Annotated in this window: 22 protein-coding genes, 2 tRNA genes and 1 pseudogene; 13 read left to right on the top strand and 12 right to left on the bottom strand. The window is 63.0% G+C overall.

Features of this window, described 5'->3' with window-relative positions:
* Positions 1 to 30: 30 nt before the first annotated feature.
* From F0Q04_RS09450 to mltB, 4 genes are all read left to right on the top strand, one after another.
* Positions 31 to 951, top strand: a complete 921-nt coding sequence (locus F0Q04_RS09450; RefSeq protein WP_116927305.1) for an AAA family ATPase — start codon at positions 31 to 33, stop codon at positions 949 to 951.
* A 67-nt stretch (positions 952 to 1,018) separates the two neighbouring features.
* Positions 1,019 to 1,966, top strand: coding sequence for a DUF58 domain-containing protein (locus tag F0Q04_RS09445; RefSeq protein ID WP_182345258.1), 948 nt, complete (start codon positions 1,019 to 1,021; stop codon positions 1,964 to 1,966).
* Positions 1,967 to 1,976: 10 nt separating this feature from the next.
* Positions 1,977 to 4,061 (top strand): transglutaminaseTgpA domain-containing protein, encoded by a 2,085-nt coding sequence (locus F0Q04_RS09440; protein WP_182345257.1) that lies wholly within the window; start codon positions 1,977 to 1,979, stop codon positions 4,059 to 4,061.
* A 6-nt stretch (positions 4,062 to 4,067) separates the two neighbouring features.
* A complete protein-coding gene (mltB, locus tag F0Q04_RS09435) occupies positions 4,068 to 5,297 on the top strand; it encodes a lytic murein transglycosylase B (RefSeq protein WP_116927302.1) in 1,230 nt (409 codons plus the stop codon).
* On the opposite strand, the gene F0Q04_RS09430 is transcribed toward mltB, so the two are convergent.
* On the bottom strand, positions 5,284 to 5,463 hold the full coding sequence (locus F0Q04_RS09430; RefSeq protein WP_133248206.1) for a hypothetical protein: 180 nt from the start codon (positions 5,461 to 5,463) through the stop codon (positions 5,284 to 5,286). The genes mltB and F0Q04_RS09430 overlap by 14 nt on opposite strands.
* Between F0Q04_RS09430 and F0Q04_RS09425 the strand changes: the two genes are divergently transcribed.
* On the top strand, positions 5,456 to 5,827 hold the full coding sequence (locus tag F0Q04_RS09425) for an Hsp20/alpha crystallin family protein (RefSeq protein ID WP_116927301.1): 372 nt from the start codon (positions 5,456 to 5,458) through the stop codon (positions 5,825 to 5,827). The two genes, F0Q04_RS09430 and F0Q04_RS09425, sit on opposite strands and share 8 nt — an antisense overlap.
* A 90-nt stretch (positions 5,828 to 5,917) precedes the next feature.
* Here the strand turns inward: F0Q04_RS09425 and tsaD are convergent, their stop codons facing one another.
* Positions 5,918 to 6,988 carry a tRNA (adenosine(37)-N6)-threonylcarbamoyltransferase complex transferase subunit TsaD gene (tsaD, locus tag F0Q04_RS09420; RefSeq protein ID WP_116927300.1) on the bottom strand — a complete coding sequence of 357 codons (1,071 nt, stop codon included), beginning with the start codon at positions 6,986 to 6,988 and terminating at the stop codon, positions 5,918 to 5,920.
* 92 nt (positions 6,989 to 7,080) lie between these two features.
* A complete protein-coding gene (locus F0Q04_RS09415) occupies positions 7,081 to 7,818 on the bottom strand; it encodes a DUF937 domain-containing protein (protein WP_116927299.1) in 738 nt (245 codons plus the stop codon).
* A 215-nt stretch (positions 7,819 to 8,033) separates the two neighbouring features.
* Between F0Q04_RS09415 and ybiB the strand changes: the two genes are divergently transcribed.
* The 3 genes from ybiB (at position 8,034) to F0Q04_RS09400 (ending at position 11,117) form a co-directional block, all read left to right on the top strand.
* On the top strand, positions 8,034 to 8,972 hold the full coding sequence (gene ybiB, locus F0Q04_RS09410) for a DNA-binding protein YbiB (protein ID WP_182345256.1): 939 nt from the start codon (positions 8,034 to 8,036) through the stop codon (positions 8,970 to 8,972).
* The gene (gene cobA, locus F0Q04_RS09405; RefSeq protein ID WP_116927297.1) at positions 8,965 to 9,861 is read left to right on the top strand and encodes a uroporphyrinogen-III C-methyltransferase; all 897 of its coding nucleotides are present in this window, start codon (positions 8,965 to 8,967) and stop codon (positions 9,859 to 9,861) included. The genes ybiB and cobA overlap by 8 nt, the downstream gene beginning before the upstream one ends.
* Before the next feature lie 71 nt (positions 9,862 to 9,932).
* On the top strand, positions 9,933 to 11,117 hold the full coding sequence (locus tag F0Q04_RS09400) for a glycerophosphodiester phosphodiesterase family protein (protein ID WP_182345255.1): 1,185 nt from the start codon (positions 9,933 to 9,935) through the stop codon (positions 11,115 to 11,117).
* Between the two features lie 194 nt (positions 11,118 to 11,311).
* On the opposite strand, the gene F0Q04_RS09395 is transcribed toward F0Q04_RS09400, so the two are convergent.
* Both F0Q04_RS09395 and F0Q04_RS09390 read right to left on the bottom strand, forming a co-directional pair.
* Positions 11,312 to 11,797, bottom strand: coding sequence for an acyl-CoA thioesterase (locus F0Q04_RS09395; protein ID WP_116927295.1), 486 nt, complete (start codon positions 11,795 to 11,797; stop codon positions 11,312 to 11,314).
* Between the two features lie 156 nt (positions 11,798 to 11,953).
* Positions 11,954 to 12,277 carry an FHA domain-containing protein gene (locus F0Q04_RS09390; RefSeq protein WP_116927294.1) on the bottom strand — a complete coding sequence of 108 codons (324 nt, stop codon included), beginning with the start codon at positions 12,275 to 12,277 and terminating at the stop codon, positions 11,954 to 11,956.
* Between the two features lie 685 nt (positions 12,278 to 12,962).
* Here F0Q04_RS09390 and F0Q04_RS24315 point away from each other — a divergent pair.
* Positions 12,963 to 13,037: pseudogene (locus F0Q04_RS24315) on the top strand (zinc ribbon domain-containing protein); the annotation flags it as partial.
* 3 nt (positions 13,038 to 13,040) lie between these two features.
* Entirely contained in the window at positions 13,041 to 13,475 is a 435-nt protein-coding gene (locus tag F0Q04_RS09385) for a hypothetical protein (RefSeq protein ID WP_232539565.1), read from the top strand.
* A 510-nt stretch (positions 13,476 to 13,985) separates the two neighbouring features.
* Here F0Q04_RS09385 and F0Q04_RS09380 read toward each other — a convergent pair.
* The 7 genes from F0Q04_RS09380 to F0Q04_RS09350 all read right to left on the bottom strand — a co-directional run bounded on the left by F0Q04_RS09380 (position 13,986) and on the right by F0Q04_RS09350 (position 21,523).
* Positions 13,986 to 14,061, bottom strand: a tRNA-His gene (locus F0Q04_RS09380).
* Positions 14,062 to 14,121: 60 nt separating this feature from the next.
* Positions 14,122 to 16,035 (bottom strand): SurA N-terminal domain-containing protein, encoded by a 1,914-nt coding sequence (locus F0Q04_RS09375; protein WP_182345254.1) that lies wholly within the window; start codon positions 16,033 to 16,035, stop codon positions 14,122 to 14,124.
* Between the two features lie 818 nt (positions 16,036 to 16,853).
* Positions 16,854 to 16,929, bottom strand: a tRNA-Val gene (locus F0Q04_RS09370).
* A gap of 16 nt (positions 16,930 to 16,945) precedes the next feature.
* Positions 16,946 to 17,218 (bottom strand): HU family DNA-binding protein, encoded by a 273-nt coding sequence (locus tag F0Q04_RS09365; protein WP_021026954.1) that lies wholly within the window; start codon positions 17,216 to 17,218, stop codon positions 16,946 to 16,948.
* 306 nt (positions 17,219 to 17,524) lie between these two features.
* The gene (gene pgsA, locus F0Q04_RS09360) at positions 17,525 to 18,091 is read right to left on the bottom strand and encodes a CDP-diacylglycerol--glycerol-3-phosphate 3-phosphatidyltransferase (protein ID WP_116927291.1); all 567 of its coding nucleotides are present in this window, start codon (positions 18,089 to 18,091) and stop codon (positions 17,525 to 17,527) included.
* Positions 18,092 to 18,177: 86 nt separating this feature from the next.
* A complete protein-coding gene (gene uvrC, locus F0Q04_RS09355) occupies positions 18,178 to 20,247 on the bottom strand; it encodes an excinuclease ABC subunit UvrC (protein WP_182345253.1) in 2,070 nt (689 codons plus the stop codon).
* Positions 20,248 to 20,308: 61 nt separating this feature from the next.
* Positions 20,309 to 21,523: a CaiB/BaiF CoA transferase family protein gene (locus F0Q04_RS09350; RefSeq protein WP_182345252.1), complete on the bottom strand. Its 1,215-nt coding sequence runs from the start codon at positions 21,521 to 21,523 to the stop codon at positions 20,309 to 20,311.
* A gap of 94 nt (positions 21,524 to 21,617) precedes the next feature.
* Here F0Q04_RS09350 and earP point away from each other — a divergent pair, with 94 nt between their 5' ends.
* The 3 genes from earP (at position 21,618) to F0Q04_RS09335 (ending at position 24,330) form a co-directional block, all read left to right on the top strand.
* Positions 21,618 to 22,757, top strand: a complete 1,140-nt coding sequence (gene earP, locus F0Q04_RS09345; RefSeq protein WP_182345251.1) for an elongation factor P maturation arginine rhamnosyltransferase EarP — start codon at positions 21,618 to 21,620, stop codon at positions 22,755 to 22,757.
* A gap of 166 nt (positions 22,758 to 22,923) precedes the next feature.
* Positions 22,924 to 23,478: an elongation factor P gene (gene efp / locus F0Q04_RS09340; RefSeq protein WP_021026959.1), complete on the top strand. Its 555-nt coding sequence runs from the start codon at positions 22,924 to 22,926 to the stop codon at positions 23,476 to 23,478.
* A 219-nt stretch (positions 23,479 to 23,697) separates the two neighbouring features.
* Positions 23,698 to 24,330: a DUF2239 family protein gene (locus F0Q04_RS09335; RefSeq protein WP_182345250.1), complete on the top strand. Its 633-nt coding sequence runs from the start codon at positions 23,698 to 23,700 to the stop codon at positions 24,328 to 24,330.
* Positions 24,331 to 24,346 lie beyond the last annotated feature (16 nt).

Raw genomic sequence — 24,346 nt, 5'->3', positions numbered from 1 at the left:
TTAACTGCCTTTGTCGTTTATTGTGCTGGTATGCAGACACAGCACACCATACAAAAATTATTGACTCAGCTTAACACGGTGATTGTGGGGAAACCGGCGCAGGTTCAGGATTGTCTGACTTGTTTGCTGGCGGGAGGACATCTGCTGATTGAAGACGTACCGGGCGTGGGCAAGACCACGCTGTCGCATGCGCTGGCCCGCACCTTGGGGCTGCAGTTTGCGCGGGTGCAATTCACTGCAGACCTGATGCCCAGCGACTTGATCGGCGTATCGGTCTATGAGCGCGAGCAGCAGGCCTTTGTGTTTCATCCCGGCCCCGTATTCACCCAGGTTTTGCTGGCCGACGAGATCAACCGCGCCAGCCCCAAGACGCAAAGCGCGCTTCTGGAGGCGATGGAAGAAAAGCAGGTCACGGTCGAAGGCGCCACGCGCCCACTGCCCCAGCCTTTCTTTGTCATCGCCACGCAGAACCCACTCGATCAGCTTGGCACCTATGCGCTGCCCGAGAGCCAGCTCGACCGCTTTTTGATGCGTATCTCGCTGGGCTACCCCGACCAGGCGGCAGAGTTCCAGCTGCTGGCCGGCCAGGGCCACCGCGACATCGCCAACCAGTTGCCTGCGCTCACTTCGGCCGTCGAGCTGAAGTTCCTGCAGCAGGAAGTGACCAGCGTGCGCGCCAGCGATGCACTGATCCACTATGTGCAGGCGCTGATCGCTGCCACGCGCTCGGGCCAGTGGTTTGTGCAAGGCCTGTCCCCGCGCGCGGGCATTGGCCTCATCCGGGCCGCCAAGGCGCAGGCCTTGATCCAGGGCCGCGACTATGTGGCGCCCGATGATGTGCAGGCGATCCTGCCGCAGACCACCGCACACCGGCTGGTGCCGGTCAGCACCTCGGGGCGCAGCGCGGTCGAGCAGGTGCGCGCGATGATGGACAGCGTGGCGCTGCAGTAGCGTGAGTGCGCCCCCAGCGGCTTCAGGGCAGCCCCGCAACCGCCCTGTTCAGCGGCTTGGCCAGCGCATGCGCCAGTGGTGGCTGGCCCAGTTGCCCAGCGCCAGCCGCCATGCCATCAGCCGCCGCAACCTCTACCTGCTGCCCACGCGTGCCGGTTGGATGCTGGCGCTCACCTTGCTGGTGCTGCTGGTGACCAGCATCAACTTTCAGCTCAACCTGGGCTTTTTGCTGACCTTCATGCTCACCGGCGCGGCGCTGGTGTCGGTGGGTATCGGCTACCGCAATCTGCTGGGTCTGCAGCTGGAGCTGCATGCCCCAGAGGCGCAATTTGCCGGTCAGCCGCTGCGTCTGGATCTGCGCCTGGACAACCCCAGCCGGCGCGCCCGCTATGCACTGGGCATACGCCACTACCAAGGCCATGAACTGAGCCTGGTGGACGCCCCGCCCCAAGCCACCACCCCCATGCAACTGAGCACGCAGACCCAGCAGCGCGGCTACCAAAGCCTGCCTGCGGTGCTGGTCGAGACCCGCTTTCCACTCGGCGTCTTTCGCATGTGGACCGTCTTTAGAACCACTGAAAAAGCGCTGGTCTACCCCAGCCCCGAATCCCACCCGCCCCCCTTGCCTTTGGGCCTGGCCGATGCCGGCAGCGGCAGCAGCACCAGCCTGCGGGCCAGCAGTGGGGAGTTCGATGGCGTGCGCAGCTACCGGCGCGGCGACCCGCTCAAGCTGGTGGTCTGGAAGAAAGCGGCGACCTCGCTGGCCACGGGCAGTGGCCATTTCGTCGTGCGCGACAACCAGCACCAGGCGCAGCAGGACCTGTGGCTCGATGCCAGCCACTGCGGCCTGGCAGAGCGAGAGGCCCAGCTCTCGCGCCTGACCGCCTGGGTGCTGATGGCCGACCAGCAAGGCCTGCGCTACGGACTGCGGTTGGGAGCGGCCAATGCCGAGCAAGCCGCTGACAGCGGTCCCGCCCACCGCCAGGCCTGCCTGCGCGCACTGGCGCTGGCCTAGGAGCAGCACGATGCCCTCTGTTTTCAACCCTGCCCACACCGCAGGCGCGAGCCGCTGGTCCAGCCTGCCACGCGAGGCGCGCGACACCCTCTTTTTGCTGGCCGTTGTGGGCTGGATACTGCTGCCGCTGACGGCCACCTTGCCGCTGTGGGCCTCGGCGCTCGCCTATGCCTTGCTCGCCTGGCGCGGCCGCATTGCGCTTTTGCAAAAACCGCTGCCCGGCCGCTGGCAGCTGCTGGCCTTGCTGGTGCTGGTCGTTGGTCTGACCTTGTTCAGCTACCGCACCATCTTGGGCGCCGATGCCGGCGTCACGCTGGTCAGCATGCTGCTGACACTCAAGACCATGGAGCTGCGTGCCAAGCGCGATGCGATGGTCATTTTCTTCCTGGGCTTTTTTGCGCTGATTGCCAATTTCCTGCATTCGCAATCGCTGCTGACAGCCTTGGCCATTGCCATGGGCCTGGTGGGCTTGCTCACCGCGCTAGTCCATGCGCATATGCCCGTGGGGCAACCATCGCTCAAGTTTGCAGCGGGCCTGTCGCTCAAGATGGTGGCCATTGGCGCGCCACTCACGCTGGCGCTGTTTGTGCTCTTCCCGCGCATGGCGCCGCTCTGGGGGGTGCCCCAGAATCCGACGGCCAAGACCGGCCTGTCTGATGAGATGACCGTGGGCTCGGTGGCATCGCTGGCCCAGGACGAGGGCATTGCGTTTCGCGTCAAGTTCGACACACCGCAAAACCGGCCGCCCCCCGCCAACCAGCTGTACTGGCGCGGGCCGGTGCTGTCCGATTTCGATGGCACAACCTGGCGCGCGACGCCCAGCTTTCGCAATCCCGATGACCGGATGTTTGCCGACATCCGCACCGAAGGCGAGGCACTGCGCTACGAGCTGACCCTGGAGCCGCACCAAAAGCCCTGGCTGCTGACCTTGGACCTGACCCGAGAGGCGCCCGTGCTGCCACGCGGCCGCGCCTACAGCACCGGCGATCTGCAGTGGCTCAGCAACCGGCCCATCACCGAGGTGACCCGCATCGCGGTGGAGAGCCACACGCGCTACCAGTTTGGCATGCAGGCGGGCAAGCGCGAGCTGGCCTTCAACCGCCGGCTGCCAGCGAGCAGCAACCCGCGCACCCAGGCCTGGGTGGCGCAGCTGAGCGCCGAGGTGGGCGAGCGCCCCGACCGCAGCGCCCAACTGGTGCAGCGCCTGCTGGGGCAGCTGCGCAGCGGCGGCTACACCTATACGCTGGACCCGGGCGTCTACACAGGCCAGGCGGCCGACCAGTTCTGGTTCGACCGCAAAGAAGGCTTTTGCGAGCATATTTCCGCCGCCTTTGTGATTGCACTGCGCAGCGCCGGCGTGCCCGCGCGCATTGTGACCGGCTACCAAGGGGGCGAAGCCAACAGCGTCGACGGCTACTGGACCGTGCGCCAGGCCGATGCCCATGCCTGGGCTGAAGTGTGGCTGGGCGAAGAACAAGGCTGGGTGCGCTTTGATCCAACCGGCGCAGTGAGCCCCGGCCGTGTCGGGGCTGCACAGCGCCTCAACACCCCCAACTTCATGGGGTTCAGTGTCAGCAATGCCGCCACCATCAACGGGCTGCAGCGCATGCGCGCAGTCTGGGAGGCGGTCAACAACAGCTGGAACCAGTGGGTGCTGAACTACACCCAGCGCGAGCAAATGGACATGCTCAGCAAGCTGGGCCTGTCCAGCCCCAACTGGATGGATCTGGTGCGCATTCTGGGTGGCCTGGTGCTGGCGGCGGCCATCATCGTGGTGCTGGCCCTGCAGTACCAGCGCAGGCGCACAGACCCCTGGCTGGCCCTGCTGGGCCTGGCGCGCAAACGGCTGCGCCAGGCCGGCCTGCCCGAGGCTGCGCAGGGCCATGCGGCCACGCCACGCGCGCTGGCCCGCATGCTGCACGCCCAGGCACCCGAGGTGGCACCCGCCTTTGGCCAATGGCTCAAGGCCATGGAGCGCCAGCGCTACGCGCATGCCACCGGCGAGTCAGCGCCCAAGGCCGAGCTGGCAGCGCTTCGCAAACAATTACGACTTCTGCCCTGGTCCCGCCTGCGGGCCCTGGCAAACAAGGTATAAAACCCCATGCACCGAATTCTTCAGACCACTGTGGCCCTGCTTTGCGCCGGCCTGTGCGCAACGGGCGCCTACGCACAAAAGAACACGACCAACAAGGCCCGCAGCGCTGACTCCGCCCCCACCGCATCCAGCTATGCCAACCGGCCCGAGGCCGAAGCCTTTGTCCGCGAAGTCGCCGAGCGCCGCCATATCGATGAGGCCTGGCTGCGCGCCAGCATCAAGCAAGCCCGCTTCAACGCCACCGTGCAGCGCCTGATGACGCCGCGCACGGGGCCCGCTGGCGTCAAGAACTGGCGCGGCTACCGCAGCCGCTTTGTCGAGCCGATCCGCATACGCGCCGGCCTGCGCTTCTGGAACGAGAACGCCGCCACGCTGGCCCGTGCCGAGCAGACCTATGGGGTGCCGGCTGAGTACATCGTCGGCATCATCGGGGTCGAGACCATCTATGGCCAGCAGATGGGCAACTTTACCGTGGTCGATGCGCTGGCCACCTTGGCCTTTGACTATCCCGCCAGCCACCCGCGCGCGGCCGACCGGGCCAAGTATTTCCGGGGCGAACTGGAGCAGTTTCTTGCCACGGCCTACCTCACTGACAGCAACCCCTTCGATACGGTGGGCAGCTATGCCGGCGCCATGGGCATGCCCCAGTTCATGCCAACCAGCTGGTCCAACTACGCGGTCGATTTTGATGGTGACGGCAAGATCAACCTGTTTGGCAGCACGGCCGATGCGATCGGCTCGGTGGCCAACTACTTTGTCGCCCATGGCTGGCAACGCGGCATGCCGGCTTACTACGATGTGCAGGTGAACAGCACACCGGCACAGCTGGAGACCTTGCTCGCGCCGGATATCAAACCCAGCTTCAGCGCCGCCGAGATGGCCGCGCTGGGCCTGCGCATCCAGGCGCCAGGCGACCAGCACACAGGCCCGCTGGCGCTGATCGAGCTGCCCAACGCGAGCGCTGCGACCCAGTACGTGGTGGGCACGCCCAACTTCTACACCATCACGCGCTACAACCTGTCCAGCTTTTACGCGATGTCGGTGGTTGAGCTGGGTCAGGCGATTGCGCGTGCGCGCAGCGGTGCGCCCGCAGCGACGGACAGCGAGCCCGGCACGCCCGAGCCGAGCAGCGAGACCAGCAACTCCCCGACTGCCGAAGCGGCCGCCAAGGCCTATCTGCGCAGCAAGGCGCGCCAGCAGCGCACGCCCGACCCGGCCAATTTCAGCGCACCTTGATCGCTGGCCGGGCAATCCATATGGACGTGATCTGCAGGCTTTCAAGGCCTGCATTGCAAAAATAAAAGCCAGCAATTTTCTCTTGAAATTGCGGCTTCTTCATCCAACTATCAGTCATCGAGCAGCAAACCCGCTGCCCTGTTTCACAAGGATTGAAGATGATCATGACCCCTCTGATGCACCGCTCGGCCTACGCTGTCTCCCCATCCGCGATGGATGCCGCCTTGCAGCGTTTTCTGCAAGCCACTACCACGGGCACCACGAGCCAGGACACCGTGCAGCAAGACGGCTCCGTGTTCAGCATCGGCATCGATGTGCCCGGCCTGTCGCGCGAACAGCTGCGCATTGAGCTGCAGGACAAGACCGTGCGGCTGACCAGCATCGAAGGCGCACCACGCAGCATCCAGCGCGCCTGGAAGCTGCCTGCCAGCATCGATGCCGCAGCGTCCAAGGCCAGCCTGGAAAACGGCGTGCTGACCCTGGTGCTGAGCACCACCCAGCCAGCGACCCAAACCTTGGCGATTGCATAAGATCAGCGCAAGCACACCCACCGAGCAAAAGGGGCCTGAAAAGGCCCCTTTTGATTGCGTCACCGGTACATGACCAGCGCCAGTGACCGTCTATGCCGCAGTGGCGGGAGCCGGCGGCTGCTGCACGATGGCATCAAGCGGCCAGCGCGGCTTGACGTCAAAGGCATAGACCTTCTCGGCCTGCTGTTGCCCCGCTTCGATGCGCATGGCAGCCGCCATCGCAATCATCGCGCCATTGTCAGTGCACAGGTGCAGCTCGGGGTAGTGCACGCGGATGCCACGCTTGCGGCAGGCGTCGTTGAGCTGCTCGCGCAGCAGCCGGTTGGCCCCCACGCCGCCGGCGACCACCACGCGCTGCATGCCGGTCTCCTTCAGCGCATTCAGGGTCTTTTTCACCAGCACATCCACAATGGCCGCCTGGGTCGATGCGGCCAAGTCCGCCTTGCGTGCCTCCAGGCCATCGCCGAGCTTTTTGGCCTGGGTCAGCACGGCGGTTTTCAGGCCAGCAAAGGAGAAATCCAAATCGCCGCTGTGCAGCAGCGGACGCGGCAGCTTGAAGGCCTCCGGGTCGCCGCCCTGCGCCAGGCGGGACAGCTCGGGCCCGCCGGGGTATGGCAGGCCCAGCAGCTTGGCCGATTTGTCAAAGGCCTCGCCTGCTGCGTCATCGATGGTCTCGCCCAGAATCTGGTAGCGGCCAACGCCGTCCACGCGCATCAGCTGCGTGTGCCCCCCAGAAACCAGCAGGGCCACAAAGGGGAACTCGGGCGGGTCTTCGCTCAAAAACGGCGAGAGCAAATGGCCTTCGAGGTGGTGCACGCCCAGCACCGGCTTGTCCAGCGCAGCAGCCATGGCGCAGGCCACGCCTGAGCCCACCAGCAAGGCGCCCGCGAGCCCCGGGCCACGGGTAAAGGCAATCGCATCGATCTGCGCGAGCGTGCAGCCCGCGTCATCGAGCACTTTTTGTGTGAGCGGCAGCACGCGGCGGATATGGTCGCGGCTGGCCAGCTCAGGCACGACACCGCCGTAGGCGCGGTGCATCTCGATCTGGCTGTAGAGCGCATGGCTCAGCAACTCAGGCACCGTACCTGGGCCACGGGTGCGCACCAGGGCCACGCCGGTTTCATCACAGGAGGATTCGATCCCCAATATCAGCTCAGTCATGGGCCCAAAGTGTAGGCGCTCTGGGCCGCTTTTGCGCCCGGGGGCGGGGCTACCCTGGCGGGCCGCCAGGGTTTGCCGCTTGGGCAATGGGCTCAGCGCTTGCCGCCCAGCAGCGAGCCACCAATCTTCATCAGGTCGCTGACATCGAGTTTGCCGTCGCCATTCTGGTCCAGCAGCGAGCCCAGCAAGCCGCCACCCAGGCCGCCTTGCTGCTGCACCTGGGCTTTTTCCTGGCCCAGCGCATTGCCCAGCTGCGAGGAGTTGAGGCCACCCGACATGACGCGCTGCGCCAGGAACGACATCACCAGCGGTGCCAGCATCTTGAGCAGGTTGCCGGCATTGGCCCCCAAGCCTGTGGCCTGGCCTAGACTGGCCGAGGCCTGGTCTTGCTGGCCGCCAAAGATATGGCCCAGAATGCTGGCGCCATCCAGAGCCGCAGGCGATGCGGAACCGGCACCCGAGCCCGCAGCAGCGCCGCCGCCCAAAGCGCCACCGAGCACACTGCCCAGCATGCCACCCAAACCGCCCATGCCACCGGCTTGCGCCCCACCGCCACCACCCAACAGCGAGCCCAGCAGCCCGCCCAGGTCAGGGCCTGCGCCAGCACCGCCTGCAGCGCCGTGGTCACGCTGCAGTGCTTCGAACAAGGCACTGGCGCCGCCCGCGCTTTGCGCGTTGTTGCCCAGTGCGCCCAGCATCATCGGCACGGCCGCCTGCACGGCCTGCTCGGTCTGGGCCTCGCTCTGGCCCAGGCTTTGGGCCATCTGCTGGATCGGTGCGCCCTGCAGTTGCGCGAGGAGCTCATCGACCATAGAGGGAGATGCGGACATGTTCTTTCCTTTCAAAAGCCCAAAGGGCGTGGCACAGAATGCAGATAGTAGACGTTCAGCATGGCCGTGCAATACACAGGGGCGCAAATCTTCGTTAACCGGAACCATCTGCTGGCGCAGGCTCGGCATACCCGAGATGCCGGATGGGCTGATTTTTCTTATTACTTCCGTATATATAAAACCTAAAATAATGGGTGAACGCATTTTTTACTGCCATGGCCATACAGCACTACATCAAGGAAATCGGGCGCGGCGCACGCGGCGCCAAAGCCCTCAGCCGCGTCGAGGCCAGCGATGTGATGGCGCAGATACTCGATGGCCGGGTCAGCGACTATGAAATCGGCGCCTTTTGCATTGCCATGCGCATCAAAGGGGAAACGGCCGAAGAGATGTGCGGCCTCTGGGATGCCGTGCATGCGCGCATCGCCCGCTTTCACAGCCCAGCCGCCTTGCCCACCGTGGTGCTGCCCAGCTACAACGGCGCGCGCCGCCTGCCCACCTTGACCCCGCTGCTGGCCTTGCTCCTGGCGCGCGAAGGCCTGCCGGTGCTGGTGCATGGCATGCAGACTGAAGCGAGCCGCATCTCGGCCTTTGCGGTGTTCGAGCGCCTGGGTTTAGTGCCCCGCGCGCAGACTGGCACCATTGCCGCAGCGGAAGTGGCCTTGGTGCACACCGCCACCTTGCTGCCCGCGCTGGCCAAGCTGCTGGCGGTGCGCCAGCTCATCGGCCTGCGCAACCCGGGGCATAGCATTGCCAAGCTGCTGCAGCCAGTGCAAGGACCGGCCGTCTTGCTGGGCAGCTACACGCACCCGGAATACCTGCCGATGCTGCAAGCCACCTTGGCCGAGCTGCAGACGAATGCCCTGCTCTCGCGCGGGCTGGAGGGCGAAGTCTGCGCCGACCCGCGCCGCAGCCCCCAGTACGACGGCTTTGTCGCAGGCCAGCACCATTTGCTGCAGGCACGCAGCAGCGGCACCGACAGCCAGGTGCCCGGCTTGCCCAGCGAGCGCGATGCGGACACCACCGCGCGCTACACCGAGGCCGTGCTGGCCGGCCAATTGCCGGTGCCCGCCGCCTTGGCCCAGCAAGTGGAACATGTGCTGGCCATCGCCCAACAAACACAACCAGCTCCCCAAGCCTCCCACCATGACTGACAGCAGCCTGCCCTCTCTTACTGCACGCCCGCCGGCTGATGCGCCATTGCCAGGCCAGGGCCAGTGCACCCTGGTCGGTGCCGGCCCGGGCGACCCGGACTTGCTCACCATCGCTGCCGCCAAGGCTTTGCAGCGCGCCACCGTGCTGTTGGTGGACGACCTGGTCAATGATGCCGTGCTGCAGTGGGCGCCCGCTAGTGCCCGCATCGTCCATGTGGGCAAGCGCGGCGGCTGCCAGAGCACGCCCCAGGCCTTCATCCAGCGCCTGATGCTGCAGGAAGTGCAAGCCGGTGAGAACGTGGTGCGGCTCAAAGGCGGCGACCCCTTTATCTTTGGCCGGGGCGGTGAAGAGGTGGAGTTTTTGCGCGCCCACGGCATCGAGCCGCGCATCATCAATGGCGTGACCGCCGGGCTCGCCGCGCTGACCAGCCTGGGCGCCCCCTTGACCCACCGCGACCATGCGCAGGGCGTGGTGTTCATCACGGGCCACGCCAAGCCAGGCGGACAAGGCCCCGATTGGGCGCAACTGGCGCGCACGGCGCACGATGCACGCCTGACCCTGGTGATCTACATGGGTGTGGCCAGTGCCGAGGCGATCAGCCAGGGCCTGGGCAGCGGCTTGCCTGCCGATACGCCGGTGGCCATCGTGCAGCATGCCAGCCTGCCCCAGCAGCGCCATGCAATCACCGACCTGGCACATTTGCCCGCCACGATGGCCCGCGACAAGCTGGCCAGTCCCAGCATCATCGTCGTGGGCGATGTGGTGCAGTGCGTGGCACTGGCCGCCCAGGCAAGCCGTACCATCGGTCCAGCAGGCCACCGAGATTTCTCCGAGATTTGCGGATACGATAGCCATTCGAGCGTGGAAGACAGGGCATCCATAGCGTAAAGTAATTGATCTTTACATATGCACAGATTGTTTCTCCACGTCCCAACCATAAGACGAGGAGCACCCAGCATATGCAAAGACAACGTACCTGGCGCCTGTGCGCCGCGGCCCTGGCGATCACCGCACTGACCGCCTGCAAGACCGAATTGGGCCCGGGCGACGGTGGTGGCACCGACCCCAATCCCAAGCCCTATCCCACGCTCGACGGCAATGCACCGCAAAGCTTTTCCCTCAGCAGCATCGACGGCAAGGCCGCCAATACCACCGAGAGCTTTGACGCCGCCGTCGCCCAGGATGCCAACTTCATCGCTGTCGACCTGGTGATGAGCAAGGACGGCGAATTGGTCGCCCTGGCCTCGCCCGACATCACTGATATCACCGACGTCTCCAGCCGCAGCGTCTATGCCAACCGCAAGACCTTGCGCCTGATCGATGGGCAGTCGCGCCAGGGCTGGTTTGCCTCCGACTTCACCCTGGTGGAGCTGCAAAGCCTGCGCGCCAAACTGCCTGCATCCACCACGCCACCGGTCGGCGCCAACAATGGCCGCATCCTGTCTCTCAATGATGTGATCGCCTACGCCAAGCGCCAGCGCAAGACGGTCGGCCTCTATCTGCAGACCTTGAACCCCACCTACCACAGCCAGCTGGGCCTGGCGATGGAAGACAAGCTGCTGGCAGCCTTCACCGCCGCAGGCTACACCCAGGAAACGGCACCGGTGATCGTGCGCTCGTTGGAAGTCGCCCACCTCAAGACCTTGCGCGCCAAAACCCAGGTTCGGCTGGTGCAGATGATCAATGGCGATCCCACACTCGGACGCGACGGGCAGATCCTCATGACCCTCCCCTACGGTCAGCCCTATGACTTCACGGTGGCCGGCATCTCCACCACCTACGCCCAGATGGTGACTGCGGACGGCCTGGCCCAGATCAAGACCTATGCCAACGGCATCTCGCCGTGGAAGCCTTACGTCATCTCCGCCCGCAACCTGGACAAGAATGGCGACGGCCAGCCCGATGACCTGAACAATGACGGTTTGTGGGACTACCGCGACCGCGAAATGATGCCGCCTACCAACCTGGTCACGCTGGCGCACGCGGCCAAGCTCTTTGTCCACCCCTGGGCCTACCGCAACGACGCCACCCTGCTGGCCAGCGACTTCAAGGGCAAGGTGGCGACCGAGTACAAGCTGTTCTATGAAGTGGGCGTGGATGGCGTGTTCAGCGACAGCCCCAGCGACGCCAACAAGGCACGCTAAGCGGCGTAGCCGGCGCGGATCAAGACCTGACAGGACCTGATCCATCCGCTGCAGGCTGTCCCTCAGTGGCGCTGCCCACCAGGAAAGAGAAAAAGGCAAGGTTCAACCCTTGCCTTTTTCCATGGAACCGTTGCGTATCGCCCAGCAAAACCGGGCCCAACGCCTCGCAGCGATACGGGCCGAGGGGCCAGGCGTCAGCCGGTCTGGCGCGTTGTCTGCGCAAAACGGCGTGCCAGCTCCTTGCGCAATTCCTTGCGCGTCAGCGCTGCGTCCCAGCGGCGCTTCTCATCATCGGTCTCCGGCTGCAACGGCGGCACGGGCACCGGCTTGCGCTGGTCGTCCACCGCCACCATCGTGAAAAAGCAGCTGTTGACATGGCGCACGCTGCGCTCACGGATGTTCTCGGCCACCACCTTGATGCCGATCTCCATCGACGAGGTTCCGGTGTAGTTGACGCTGGCGTAGAACGACACCAGCTCGCCCACATGGATGGGCTCCAAAAACATCACCTGGTCCACGCTCAAGGTCACCACATAGCGCCCCGCATAGCGGCTTGCGCAGGAGTAGGCCACGTTGTCGAGCTCGCGCAAAATGGCGCCGCCGTGCACATTGCCCGAGAAATTTGCCATGTCCGGAGACATCAGCACCGTCATCGTGAGTTGGTGGTGAGGTAAACGCATGGGGACGATTGTAGGCAGCGCAGCAGACAGCGGAATGCAGCGGTTGCAAACCCCTGAGCCCACTCGGAAATGCGGCGCACCCGGTCTGCCATCGCGATGCAAGCTGCATACCGGGCTGGACCTCGCGCATGCCAACGCCAGCCCAGCGCGCCGCACTCATCCGGCATAGGCATTGCGCGGTTGCTCAGAGCCATGCTTTACAAAGACCTTGTAGCAGCCAATGAGGACGTAATCGCCAGAGTAGAGCACCTTGCGGCGCATGCGCATGCCATTGACGAAGATGCCGTTCATGCTGTGGTGGTCCTCTACCGACAGCACGCCCGCGCGGTAGTAGAAGGCGCCGTGGTCGCGGCTGACCGCAGGGTTGTCCAGGCAGATGGCATTGCCAGCGCCTCGGCCAAAGGTCGTGTAACCGCTTTTCAAAATCAGCGAATGAAGCACCACCCTGTGCGTGATGAAAACAAGGACTTCGGGCAACATATTCCACCTCCTCCGTCCGACCGGATCACCGGTCGGCACCGCAATCCCAGCATGTAGCTAGAACAAATTATCAATCGATTTATAAGAATAGATTGATAATAAATTACAACCCGGATGGATAGCACGAAGCGCTAGGGAATATCCCGAGGTATCAATTTTCTCTATCGCCTGGCAAGACGTACTTTTTGCAGCCAAGAAGGCATGGCACGAGCAGCCAGCACGACACACCCGCTGACATAAAACGCGCCTTGATGGCTGGGATGCGGCCGCTGCGACCGGCTAGGTGGCGGCAGCACTCAGGCGTGAGTCGCCAGAACCGGTAGCGACGAAGATGAGGCGATGCTGCGCATGCTTGGCGCCGCCATGTCATTTGTCGATGGCAGCTTTGGCAAGCGCACCGGGCGCTGAACATCGAACACACACAGCAAAATGCGCCAGAGAATAGACATCAGTGCGTCTATCCATTTGGAGAGCGCTGTCCATCCCAGGGAGCTCCGCATGCCCCTAACTCGACCGCTGATGACGCATATGCCTGCTGATCGCCCTTCACCTCCCTCAGGCCGTTTTTCCTTTTTGATATGTCGAACACGCAGTGGAACGTCACCCCGCCACCGTAAAATCTTCAGGTTAAACGCGGCGCATCTCGTGGCGATCACAACCCATTCAGAAAAAGGGGCAGGATGACTTGGCATTGATTAACTGTAACGAATGCGGCAAGCAGATTAGCGACCAGGCGTCTAGCTGTCCTCATTGCGGAGCGCCCGTGGCAGGCAATCCAGCAGCGCCATCAGTAGCAGCACCATCAGTAGCCGCCACATCCTTGGCTGCAGAGACGGTCAAAAATCCGTCGACGTTCAAGTACATCCTCTACGGAACATTCGTTGTCGTTGTCGCAATCAGTTGCATGAGCGGGGGCAAAACGAGCAATACCCCGCGTGAGTTCAACGCAAACGAAGCCATATTCTTGTGCCAACACGCGATAAAGCAGGTGTCCAGGGATCCAGAGAAAGCCGAGGTTCCATTGGTGTCCAACGTTGGCTCTGGTGATGAATATGTGTTTGTGTGGGGGCCGCAAACAAAGCTCACGCGCTTACGCAATGGACTTGGGCTTGAGGTTGGCGTACCAGCCGTATGCAAGGTCAGCCACACCAAAAAGAATATGACCTCCCTCTCAGTCGATGGCAAAACGATCTTCTGACGTGCAAATCTCCAAGTGAACCGCCTCCGGGCGGTTTTTTGTTGTTTTGTTGGTCGGGGCATCCCTGTTCATGGCCCGCACAGTTCAGCTGGCGCTCCATGTCTACCGGTTGAAGTGTTTGTGGCTGGTCGAAAACCCCAGCCCGCATCGGTGCTGCGCATGGCGCCTATCCTGCAGGCCTTTTAGCCCGCGCGCCGCCATAGCAGCTTCGCCCAGCCTTGGTCTTCCAGGCCTTCCTGAACGTCGGGGAAGATCCGTTTGTCCTGACCCACCCCGCCAGAGATGCCCTACTGAGCAGCTCACGGCTGGCACCTGGCCGAACGCAGCAGACAGAAGGGGCATTCCGTGGAATGCATTTCTATCGTCCTATTCCAAGTGAGCACGGGAGCCTGGAACAGGCCAAACTCGAACGCTTTATGGCCCAAAACTGCAACTTTCCAGCAGCGGAAGCAAGGCGCGAGCAGAAATTGAAAAACCCTTGCAGGTTATTCACTTGCAAGGGTTTCAATTTGGGGTGGCTGATGGGGCTCGAACCCACGACAACAGGAATCACAATCCTGGACTCTACCAACTGAGCTACAGCCACCGTGTTGGGGAAGACATGATTATAGCCAGAAATTTGGCCCCTCTCATGAAATCTCCGTTTTTATGAAATTTTTGTTTCCGCGGGGCGTGGCACCTTGATCTGTACCTTGAAACGCTCCTTGAGCATTTCGTAGTACGCCAGGGTCTCGGCATTGGCCTGGTAACGCTCAAACTCCTGCTTTTGGCGCAGGCGCAGCTCGGCAGAGTCTTCGCCGCGCGGTACGACCTTGTTTACGCGCACAACGGTGTAGCCATCGTTGCCCAGGTCCACACCGACCCAGGATGCGGCGTCGCCGATCTTGGCATGCATGGCGGCATTGAGGACGGCTGGCACCTGGCCCTTGGCATCCTGGCGCGACACGACGATGGGGGACGCCAGCTTGGCGCCCGCAGCATCGGCCTTCCAGGCTTCGAGCTTGGCTTGTGCATCCTGGCGCGCGAGCTCGGCAGACTTCTGGGCCACAAAGAGGTCATGGGCCTTGGCCTTGACTTCTTCAAACGGCAGGATGCGGGCATCGAAGTGCTCCACCACACGGCCCGAGGCCAGGGTGCTGGGGGCCACTTCAATGGCTTCGGTGTTGCGCTTGTTCTGCAACGCATCACTGGAGAACAGCGCTTCCAGGAAGGTCGGGTTGGCCAAGGCGCCGGTCGCGCCTGGCGCAGCCGTGCGGGTGACATGCTCGGCTTTCTGGATCTTCAGGCCCAGCTTTTCAGCCACGGGCTGCAGGCTGTCGGACTGCTCGAACACCATGTTGGAGAAGGTCTCGGCCACTTCGGCGTACTTGCGCTGCACCTGCTGGGCCAGCACTTCGGTCTCGATCTTGGCGCGCAGCTCTTCAAAGCTGGGCGTGCGAGGCGTCTTCACTTCACCCATCTTGATGATGTGGAAGCCGTACTCGGTGCTCACCAGGTCGCTGATATCACCCGACTTCAGCGCAAAGGCGGCGTCTTCAAACGGCTTGACCATATCGCCAGGCTTGACCCAGCCCAGATCGCCGCCGCTGTCACGCGAGCCGGTGTCTTGCGAGTTCTTCTTGGCCAGATCGGCAAACTGCGCAGGATTGGCCTTGGCCTGGGCGAGCAGCTCCTGGGCGCGTTGCTTGGCCTTGTCACGGTCCGCTGCCGACATCGAAGCGGGCGCATCAATCAGGATGTGGCTGATGCGGCGCTGCTCCTTGTCCATGAAGCGGCTCAGGTTCTCCTTGTAGTAGGTACGCAGGTCGTCTTCGCTGGGCTTGATCATGCCCTTGACGGCTTCGGCGTTCAGCACCACGTATTCGATCGTGGACTGCTCCTTCTGACGGAACAGCTCCTGGTTGCTCTTGTAGAACGCTTCCACATCGGCATCCGTGGTCTTGACCTGGGACGCATAGTCCTTGGCGGCGAACTGGGCCAGCTGGATCTCACGCTGCTGGTAGAGCGCATCGACCGCCAGCTTGGTCTGCTCGTCGGTCGCAAAGGCCGTGTTGGACACACCGCCCAGCACCTGGCGCGCAGCGATATCGCGGCGCATGCCCGCTTCAAAGCCTTCGGGCGTCATGCCTTGCGCACCCACCAGCGCGCGGTAGGCATCCACGTCGAGCGAGCCATCGGGCTTTTTCAGCGCGGCGATCTGCGGAATCTCCTGCAGCGCGCGCACCAGCGAGGCATTGTCCACCGTCAGGTGCATTTTTTGCACCGCGGCATCGATCACCTGGTCACGCACCATGCGCTCCAAGGTCAGATAGCGGGCCTCGGGGCCATCCATCCACTTGGCGTCCATGTTGGGGTCTTGCTGGCGCATGCGGTCCGAGGCAACACGGTGTGCATTGTCCCAGTCCATCTGCGTAATGTCTTTGCCATTGACTTTGGCGACCACCGGGCTCTTTTCGGTGAAGTAGTTCTGGTTCACTCCCACCAAAACAAAAGACAGAATGATCAGCAAGAACAGCGGATACATCAGCACCTTGGAGTACTTGCGGATGGTTTCAAACATCGTCTAACTTTCCTGAGGACAAAAAAAAAGGCGAACCCTCATTCGCGCCTTTATTCGGTTTTCACTAGGTGGCGCGGGCTTGCTGCCTGGTCCGAAGCGCCTACCCATGGCTTGCAATGGATGATTTCTCATTGCAAATCAATCAGATACAGCCTCAACCAACGGAGACAACCCACCCCCTGTCAAATAGGGCGTGCAACATGCGTCTTGGCAACGCACGAACGTCGAAACAGCAAGTGTACAGCGAAAGAGTTTTTGATCCCTATGAGGGCCAGGGGCGCGTTAGGGAATACGGGATTTTTGACGGTTCAGAGGGCCGAAATGGCATCGATGCGGCCGCCCCCTCACTGCCGTGCCATCGTCAGGCGCAGGATGCCGGTTCATCAGCTACACCGCAGCCAGGCCAGCCATCCTAGGCGTTTGAGGGCAACACCAGCAACGCACCAGAACCACATTCCTTGGCTTGCTATCCATCCAAATGAGATGCGAGACCTAGAAACTTCCGCGCGGCTCGGAGAAGCCTGGAGGGACCGCACCAATGCATCCGTTTTGCCCGAATGATGCCAATGGCATTATCGCCAACAAGGCAGCGATTACCCCATGCATGTGGGCAGGCTTATTCCACCGCCCCTTTAACCCAAGTCGGCCAAGCCTTATCGGTGCCATGCATGCAGACCTGCACCGTTTCAAGGAATCGCACGGGTGGCAAATGGCGTTTTTGGGTCGGCTGAGGCGCCCTTTGCGTCCATTTCAGTTGGCGAATGGACAAAGAAAAAACCCCTTAGATCACTCTAAGGGGTTTATTTTCTTGGTTAATGTGGTGGGTGCTGACGGGGTCGAACCGCCGACCTACGCCTTGTAAGGGCGCCGCTCTACCAACTGAGCTAAGCACCCCACCTGATAACCGAAATTAGTTCAGCGCATCTTTCAATGCCTTGCCTGGACGGAACTTAGGCACCTTGGCTGCCTTGATCTTGATCGCAGCGCCGGTACGTGGGTTACGGCCGGTACGAGCAGCGCGCTTACCAACGGCAAAGGTACCAAAACCTACCAGAGAGACTGTACCACCTTTTTTCAAGGTCTTCTTCACTGCATCAATGGTGGACTCCAGCGCACGAGCGGCAGCAGCCTTGGAGATATCAGCATTGTTAGCAATGTGCTCAATGAGTTCAGTTTTATTCACAAGCAGCCTCTATTAATCAAGAGAGTTAAGGAAGTGTATGTTTCATCCCATTATGAGCAGTTTGTACGCCGTACAACTGTCACAGATTCAAAAACAACACCACTGGCACGAAATTTTCATCTCGACCCCAGCGCCTCTGGAATGAGATGAATTCTAGACGGAATTTCTGGGGGCTCAGGCAAAAAATCACTTTTTTTCGCTGACCAGCACCCGCTTTGCCTTGCAAAAGCCAAGCATCACGGGCCCTGTAGCCTGAATTCCTTGTACAGGCGAGATGCAGTCTACGCCCAAACCTGTGGCGCTCGACTAAGAATCAACCCTAGCCCGGATCTCGGGCAAGGCCTTTTGCAGGTAATAAATCATGGACCAGACCGTGAGCACGGCAGCGCCCCAGATCAGCCAGGTTCCCCAGACACCGGTATCGATGCCGGCCACCTTGCCGTCGTAGAGCAAAAAGGGAATGGCCACCATCTGCACGGTGGTCTTGAGCTTGCCCACCATGTGTACGGCCACGCTCTTGCTCGCGCCAATGCGGGCCATCCATTCGCGCAGCGCCGAGATGGCGATCTCGCGGCCAATGATGATCAGCGCGACAAAGACATCGGCGCGCTGCAGGTAGACCAGGATCAGCAGCGAGGCGCAGACCAGGAACTTGTCGGCGACGGGATCGAGGAAGGCGCCAAAGGAAGAGGTCTGGTTGAGCTTGCGCGCCAGAAAGCCATCGAGCCAATCGGTGAAGGCGAACACCACGAACATGACGGTGGCCCACAGGTTTTTGGTGGCCATATCAAGAGGCGAGTAGTACACGCCGATGATGAGCGGGATCGCGACGATGCGCGTCCAGGTCATGATGGTGGGGATCGTAAAGAACATGCGGCTATTGTGGCACGCAACGGTGCAAATTCAGTGAACCGCACTATTGCCTGTGTGACCGTTGCTGCACGGCCCGTGCCACCCCGTCAATGCAAGGCCTTGTAGATGTCCTCTGCCAAGGCAGCCGAGATGCCATCGACCGTCATCAGGTCATCGACCCCCGCCTCCTCGACCCCGCGCACACCACCAAAGCGCTGCAGCAGGCGCGCGCGCTTCTTGGGGCCCACGCCGGGGATGTCTTCGAGCCGGCTGCCGCCTACCCGCACCTTGGCGCGCGCCGCGCGCATGCCAGTGATGGCAAAGCGGTGCGCCTCGTCGCGGATCTGCGCCACCAGCATCAACGCGGCCGAGTCGCGGCCCAGGTAGACCTTGTCGCGCCCATCGCAGAACACCAGCTCTTCCAGCCCGACCTTGCGGCCCTCGCCTTTTTCGACACCGACGATGCGCGAGAGGTCCAGACCCAACTCGGTAAAGACCTCGCGTGCCACACCGACCTGGCCCTTGCCGCCATCAATCAGCACGATGTCTGGCAAGCGGGCCGCGCCCTTGCCCAGCTCGGCGCCACCGGCATCGCGCTGGGCCTCGGCCACCTTGCTGTAGCGGCGCGTGAGCACCTGGCGCATGGCGGCATAGTCATCGCCGCCGGTGATGCCGTCGATCTTGTAACGCCGGTATTCGCTGCTTTGCATCTTGTGGTGGTGGAACACCACGCAAGAGGCCTGGGTGTTCTCGCCCGAGGTGTGTGAGATGTCAAAGCACTCGATGGTCAGCTGGTCGATATCGTCCTGCGGCAAATCCAGCGCCTCGACCAAAGCGCGCGTGCGCGCCTGCTGCGAGCCCTCTTCGGCCAGCAGGCGGGCCAGTTGCAGCTGGGCATTCTTTTGCGCCATCTCCAGCCAGACGCGGCGCTCCTCACGCGGCTGCGACACCGCCGCAATGCGCGTGCCGGTCTGCTGCGACAAGGCCTCCAGCAGCGCGGGCTCCAGCGCCACGCTGACCACCAGCACCGGGGGCGGCGCCACCTGCAGATAGTGCTGGGCCACAAAGGCCTCCAGCACGCGCTGCTCCACTGTTTTGGCGGGCCGCACCACGCCGGGCTGGGCACCACCGGGCTGGGCACCACCGGGCTGGGCACCACCGGGCTGGGCCCCACCGGGCTGGGCCTCATCAGGCTGGGCGCCCGCCTGGTCTGCGGCTACTTCGGCTTCTTCGGCCTCTTCCATGCTGGCGATGGCGGCGCTGTCTTCCACATGCACGGGGAAATACGCGCGGTCACCCAGATGCCGGCCACCGCGCACCATGGCCAGGTTGACGCAGGCCTTGCCGCCCTGCACCTGCACGGCAAGCATGTCCACATCGCGGTCGTCGATGGTCTCGATGCTCTGCTGGTGCAGCATGCTGGCCAGCGCCTTGATCTGGTTGCGGATGTCGGCCGCCTGCTCAAACTCCAGCTTGTCCGAGTGTGCCAACATGCGCGCCTCCAGCGTCTTGAGCAGCGTGTCGGTCTCGCCGCGCAGCATGGCCTCGGCATGGGCCACATCGGCGGCGTAGTCCTCGGGGCTGATGTGGTCCACGCAGGGGGCGCTGCAGCGCTTGATTTGGTAGAGCAGACAAGGCCGGGTGCGGTTGCTGAAAATGCTGTCCTCGCAGGTGCGCAGGCGAAACACCTTTTGCAGCAGCAAGATGGTTTCCTTGACCGCCCAGGCATTGGGGTAAGGGCCGAAATAGCGCTGGCGCTTGTCGGTCGCGCCCCGGTAATAGGCCACGCGCGGGTAGCACTGGCTGGGGGGCGTGCGCATGTCGCCATCGTGGATGGCCATGCCGGTGATCTTCAGGTACGGATAGCTCTTGTCATCCCGAAAAAGAATGTTGTATTTCGGGTGCTGGGTCTTGATGAGGTTGTTTTCCAGCAGCAGCGCTTCGGCTTCGGAGCGCACCACCGTGGTCTCCATGCGCACGATCTTGCCCACCATGTGGCCGATGCGGGTGCCGCCATGGTCCTTCTGGAAATAGCTCGAGACCCGGCGCTTGAGGTTGATGGCCTTGCCCACATACAGTAGCGCATCGCTGGCATCGAAATAGCGGTAGACGCCAGGCATGGCTGGCAAACCAGCGACCTGGGCAAGAAGTTCGGGAGAGTGCACGTGGGTGGGCATGGCGCTATTGTCTTATGCGTTCGCCCCGCCCGCAGCGAAACGGCCCATCACCCGTGCACGCTCACTGCACAATGCCGCGCTCACGCAGCGCCGCAATCTGCGCGCCGCTCAGGCCCAGGCCCTGCAGCACCGCATCGGTGTCATCGCCCAGGTGCGGCGCGCTGCTGCGGATCGTGCCCGGTGTGGCGGACAGCTTGGGCACAATGCCCGGCACCTCCAGCGTATGGCCGTCGCGCGTGGTTTGCGGCAGGATCATCTGGCGCGCGCGGTAGTGCGGGTCTTCGCTGATGTCCTTGGCGGTATAGACCTTGCCGGCTGGCACCCTGGCAGCAGCCAGCGCATCCATCACCTGCGCGATGGCGCGCGGCTGCGTCCAGGCGCTGATGGCGGCATCGATCTCTTCAATGCGCGCCACCCGGCCCGCATTGCTGGCCAGGTCCGGTGCCTGGCCCAGGTCCGGCCGGCCAATGGTGTCCATCAGCCGTTTGAAGATGCTGTCGCCATTGCCGGCCACCAGCACCCAGCCATCCTGGCAGGCATAGGCGTTCGATGGCGCAATGCCGGGCAAGGCGCTGCCCGCCGCCTCGCGCACCGTGCCAAAGGCGCTGTACTCGGGGATCAGGCTTTCCATCACATTGAAGACCGCCTCGTGCAAGGCCACATCGATCACCTGGCCGCTGCCGCCATTCACCTTGCGGTGGTAGAGCGCCATCATCACGCCGATCACGCCATGCAGCGCCGCCAAGGTGTCGCCGATCGACACCCCCACGCGCACCGGCACCCGCCCGGGCTCGGCCGTCAGGTGGCGCAAGCCACCCATGGCCTCGCCAATCACGCCAAAGCCGGGCAGATCGCGGTAGGGGCCGGTCTGCCCATAGCCAGAGATGCGCAGCATCACCAGGCCCGGGTTGATCGCATGCAGCTCCTCGGGCGACATGCCCCAGCCCTCCAGGGTGCCGGGGCGAAAGTTCTCCACCAGCACATCGGCCTCGGCAATCAGCTGGCGGGCAATGTCCTGCGCTTCCTTCTGGCGCAAATCCAGCGCCAGCGATTGCTTGTTGCGCGACTGCACCTGCCACCACACCGATGTGCCATCCTGCAGCAGCCGCCAGTTGCGCAGCGGGTCGCCCGCGCCGGTGGCCTCGATCTTCACGACCTCGGCACCAAACTCGCCCAAGGTCTTGCCGCAGAACGGCCCGGCAATCAGCTGGCCCATCTCGACCACCTTGACGTCTTGCAAAGCCATCGGCCCGGGGGTTGCAGTGTGGGGGTTCATGTCTGTCTCCATGCTTGATCAACTGAAGGCTATTGTGGCCCAGGAGGCAGCGCCAGTCAGTGAAGCCCGGGACTGCACTATCATCGCGCGGGTGATGACCCTCTCCCCTGCTTCCACCCCCACCGCCACATCCTCCACCGTATCCCCTGCCTCCGCGCAGCGCAGCCCAGCGCCGCTGTGGGATATTTTTTGCCAGGTGATCGACAACTTTGGCGATATCGGCGTGTGCTGGCGCCTGGCCGCCGACCTGGCCCAGCGCGGCTGCCAGGTGCGGCTGTGGGTGGACGATGGCAGCGCCCTGGCCTGGATGGCGCCGCAGGGCGCGCCTGGCGTGACGGTGCAGCCCTGGCCCGATGCGGCGCCGGCCAGCGGGGTCGGTGATGTGGTGGTCGAGGCCTTTGGCTGCGAGATTCCGCCTGCCTTCCAGCAGGCGCTGGCCGCGCGTGCGCAATCCCCAACGCAGAAAGCCAGCGTCTGGATCAACCTGGAGTACCTGTCTGCCGAAGACTATGTCGAGCGCTGCCACCGCCTGCCCTCGCGCCTGATGAGCGGCCCCGCGGCAGGCCTTACGCGCTGGTTCTTCTACCCGGGTTTCAGCACCGGCACCGGCGGCCTGCTGCGCGAAGCCGATCTGCCCCAGCGCCAGGCGGACTTTGACCGCAGCGCCTGGCGCGCCCGGCATGGCCTGCAGGGCAGCGATCAGGTGGTTTCGCTGTTCTGCTATGAGCCCCCGGCCTTTTTGCCCGCCTTTGCCAGCGCTGGCACGGCCACGCAGTGGCTGGTCACCCCGGGCCGCGCGGCGGCGCTGGTGCAGCAGCTGTTGCCCCAGCCCCTGCCCAGCCAGGTTCAGCTGCTGCTGCCCTGCAGCCAGCCGGAATTTGACGAGATGCTCTGGTCCTGCGACCTCAACTTTGTGCGCGGCGAAGACTCACTGGTACGGGCGCTGTGGGCCGGCCAGCCTTTTGTCTGGCAGATCTACCCGCAGGGCGACAATGCCCACCATGCCAAGCTGGAGGCTTTTCTGGACTGGCTGGACGCGCCGGGCAGCCTGCGCCAAGCCCATGCGGCCTGGAATGGCATCCCAGGGGCTGGCGGCAGCGTCCCTGCATGGCCCGCCATCACGCCAGCGCTGCTGGCGCAATGGGCCCATTGCGTGCTGGCCGCGCGCAACACTCTGCACAGGCAGCCCAGCCTTGCCGAGCAGCTGATGGCATTTGCGGGCGAAAAATGTTAGAATTGCAGTCTTTGCGCTTATCCGCGCACCCAGCGCCTGCAGGCAGCCGGGTTTGATGGATGCGCACAACGCCGCGGAACATGCTACGGCGCAGCACAGCCCGTCCAACGACACTTGCGCGCCGCCCGTAGTAGTTTGAGCGGCCCCAACACAGGCACTTACTGCTATGAAAATCGCTCAAGAAATCCGCGCTGGCAACGTGATCATGTTCGGCAAAGACCCGATGATCGTTCTGAAGACCGAATACGCACGTGGCGGCCGTGGCGCTGCAACCGTGCGCATGAAGCTCAAGAGCCTGATCGGCAACTTCGGCACGGAAAACGTGTTCAAGGCCGACGACAAGATCGACAACGTGATCCTGGAAAAGAAGGACTGCACGTACTCCTATTTCGCCGACCCCATGTACGTCTGGATGGACCCTGAGTTCAACCAGTACGAAGTGGAAGCCGAAAACATGGCTGACGCGCTGAACTACCTGGAAGACGGCATGACCGCTGAAGTGGTGTTCTATGACGGCAAGGCCATCTCGGTCGAGCTGCCCACCACCATCGTGCGCGAAATCACATGGACCGAGCCTGCTGTCAAGGGCGATACCTCCGGCAAGGTTCTCAAGCCTGCCAAGATCGCTACCGGTTTTGAAATCGCTGTGCCGCTTTTCGTGAGCCAGGAAGACAAGATCGAAATCGACACCCGCACTGCTGAATACCGCAAGCGCGTGTAATGACTGGGCCACAAGGCTCCAGCCAGAACAACCTCCATGCCCCGCGCTGGAGGTTTTTTTTCGACCTCCGCGCCACCGCCTCACCGCGCTAACAGCAGCTGCCACAGGCCATCTGCCGCTGTGCGCATCCAGATACATATTTTTACCCATTAAAAATAGCCAAATATTTTTGCCCCGGTAAAATGACCTACTCATTAAGAGAACAACGAACAAGTGGCCATGACTACCGAGACATTGACCAGCCGGCTGACCATCTTCCAGGGTCACCAGCGCCTGCTGCAAGCCGACCGCCTGACGGTGCTGCGCTATCTGCAAAACCATGACGAACTCCACCCCGGCGGCAGCCTCACCCCCTTGTGGGTGTTTGATGACCTCTCCGGACGGCGCCTGGATCTGAACTGGCGCTCGGAGCTGACCCCGGCAGCGCAGCCCGCTGCCCAGCTGGACGACGACGCAGCCCCAGCACCCGCAGCACCTGTTGAAGCAGCAGCCCACAGCCGCTCTGCACGTGCCGTTGGCCGCCCCAAGCTGGGCGTGGTCTCGCGCGAGGTAACCTTGCTGCCCAGCCATTGGGACTGGCTCAACCGCCAGCCCGGCGGCGCCTCAGCGGCCTTGCGCCGCCTGATCGATGACGCCCGCAATGCCCATGCGCAGCAGGATTCGCAGCGCGCAGCGACCGAGGCCACCTACCAGTTCATGCAGGCCATGGCGGGGGATCTGCCCGGCTTTGATGAGGCCTGCCGCGCGCTGTTTGCCCACAAGCAATCGGCGTTCTTGCTGCAGACCCAGGCCTGGCCCGATGATGTACAAGCTTATCTGCACCAGCTCAGCCGCCCCATCTGGCCGGTGTAAGCACCCTACCCGCAGC

Origin of the sequence: Comamonas koreensis, assembly GCF_014076495.1 — a bacterium.
Lineage (GTDB): Bacteria > Pseudomonadota > Gammaproteobacteria > Burkholderiales > Burkholderiaceae_C > Comamonas > Comamonas squillarum.
The sequence above is the reverse complement of the archived record's forward strand: the minus strand, read 5'-3'. Positions and strand labels throughout refer to the sequence as shown.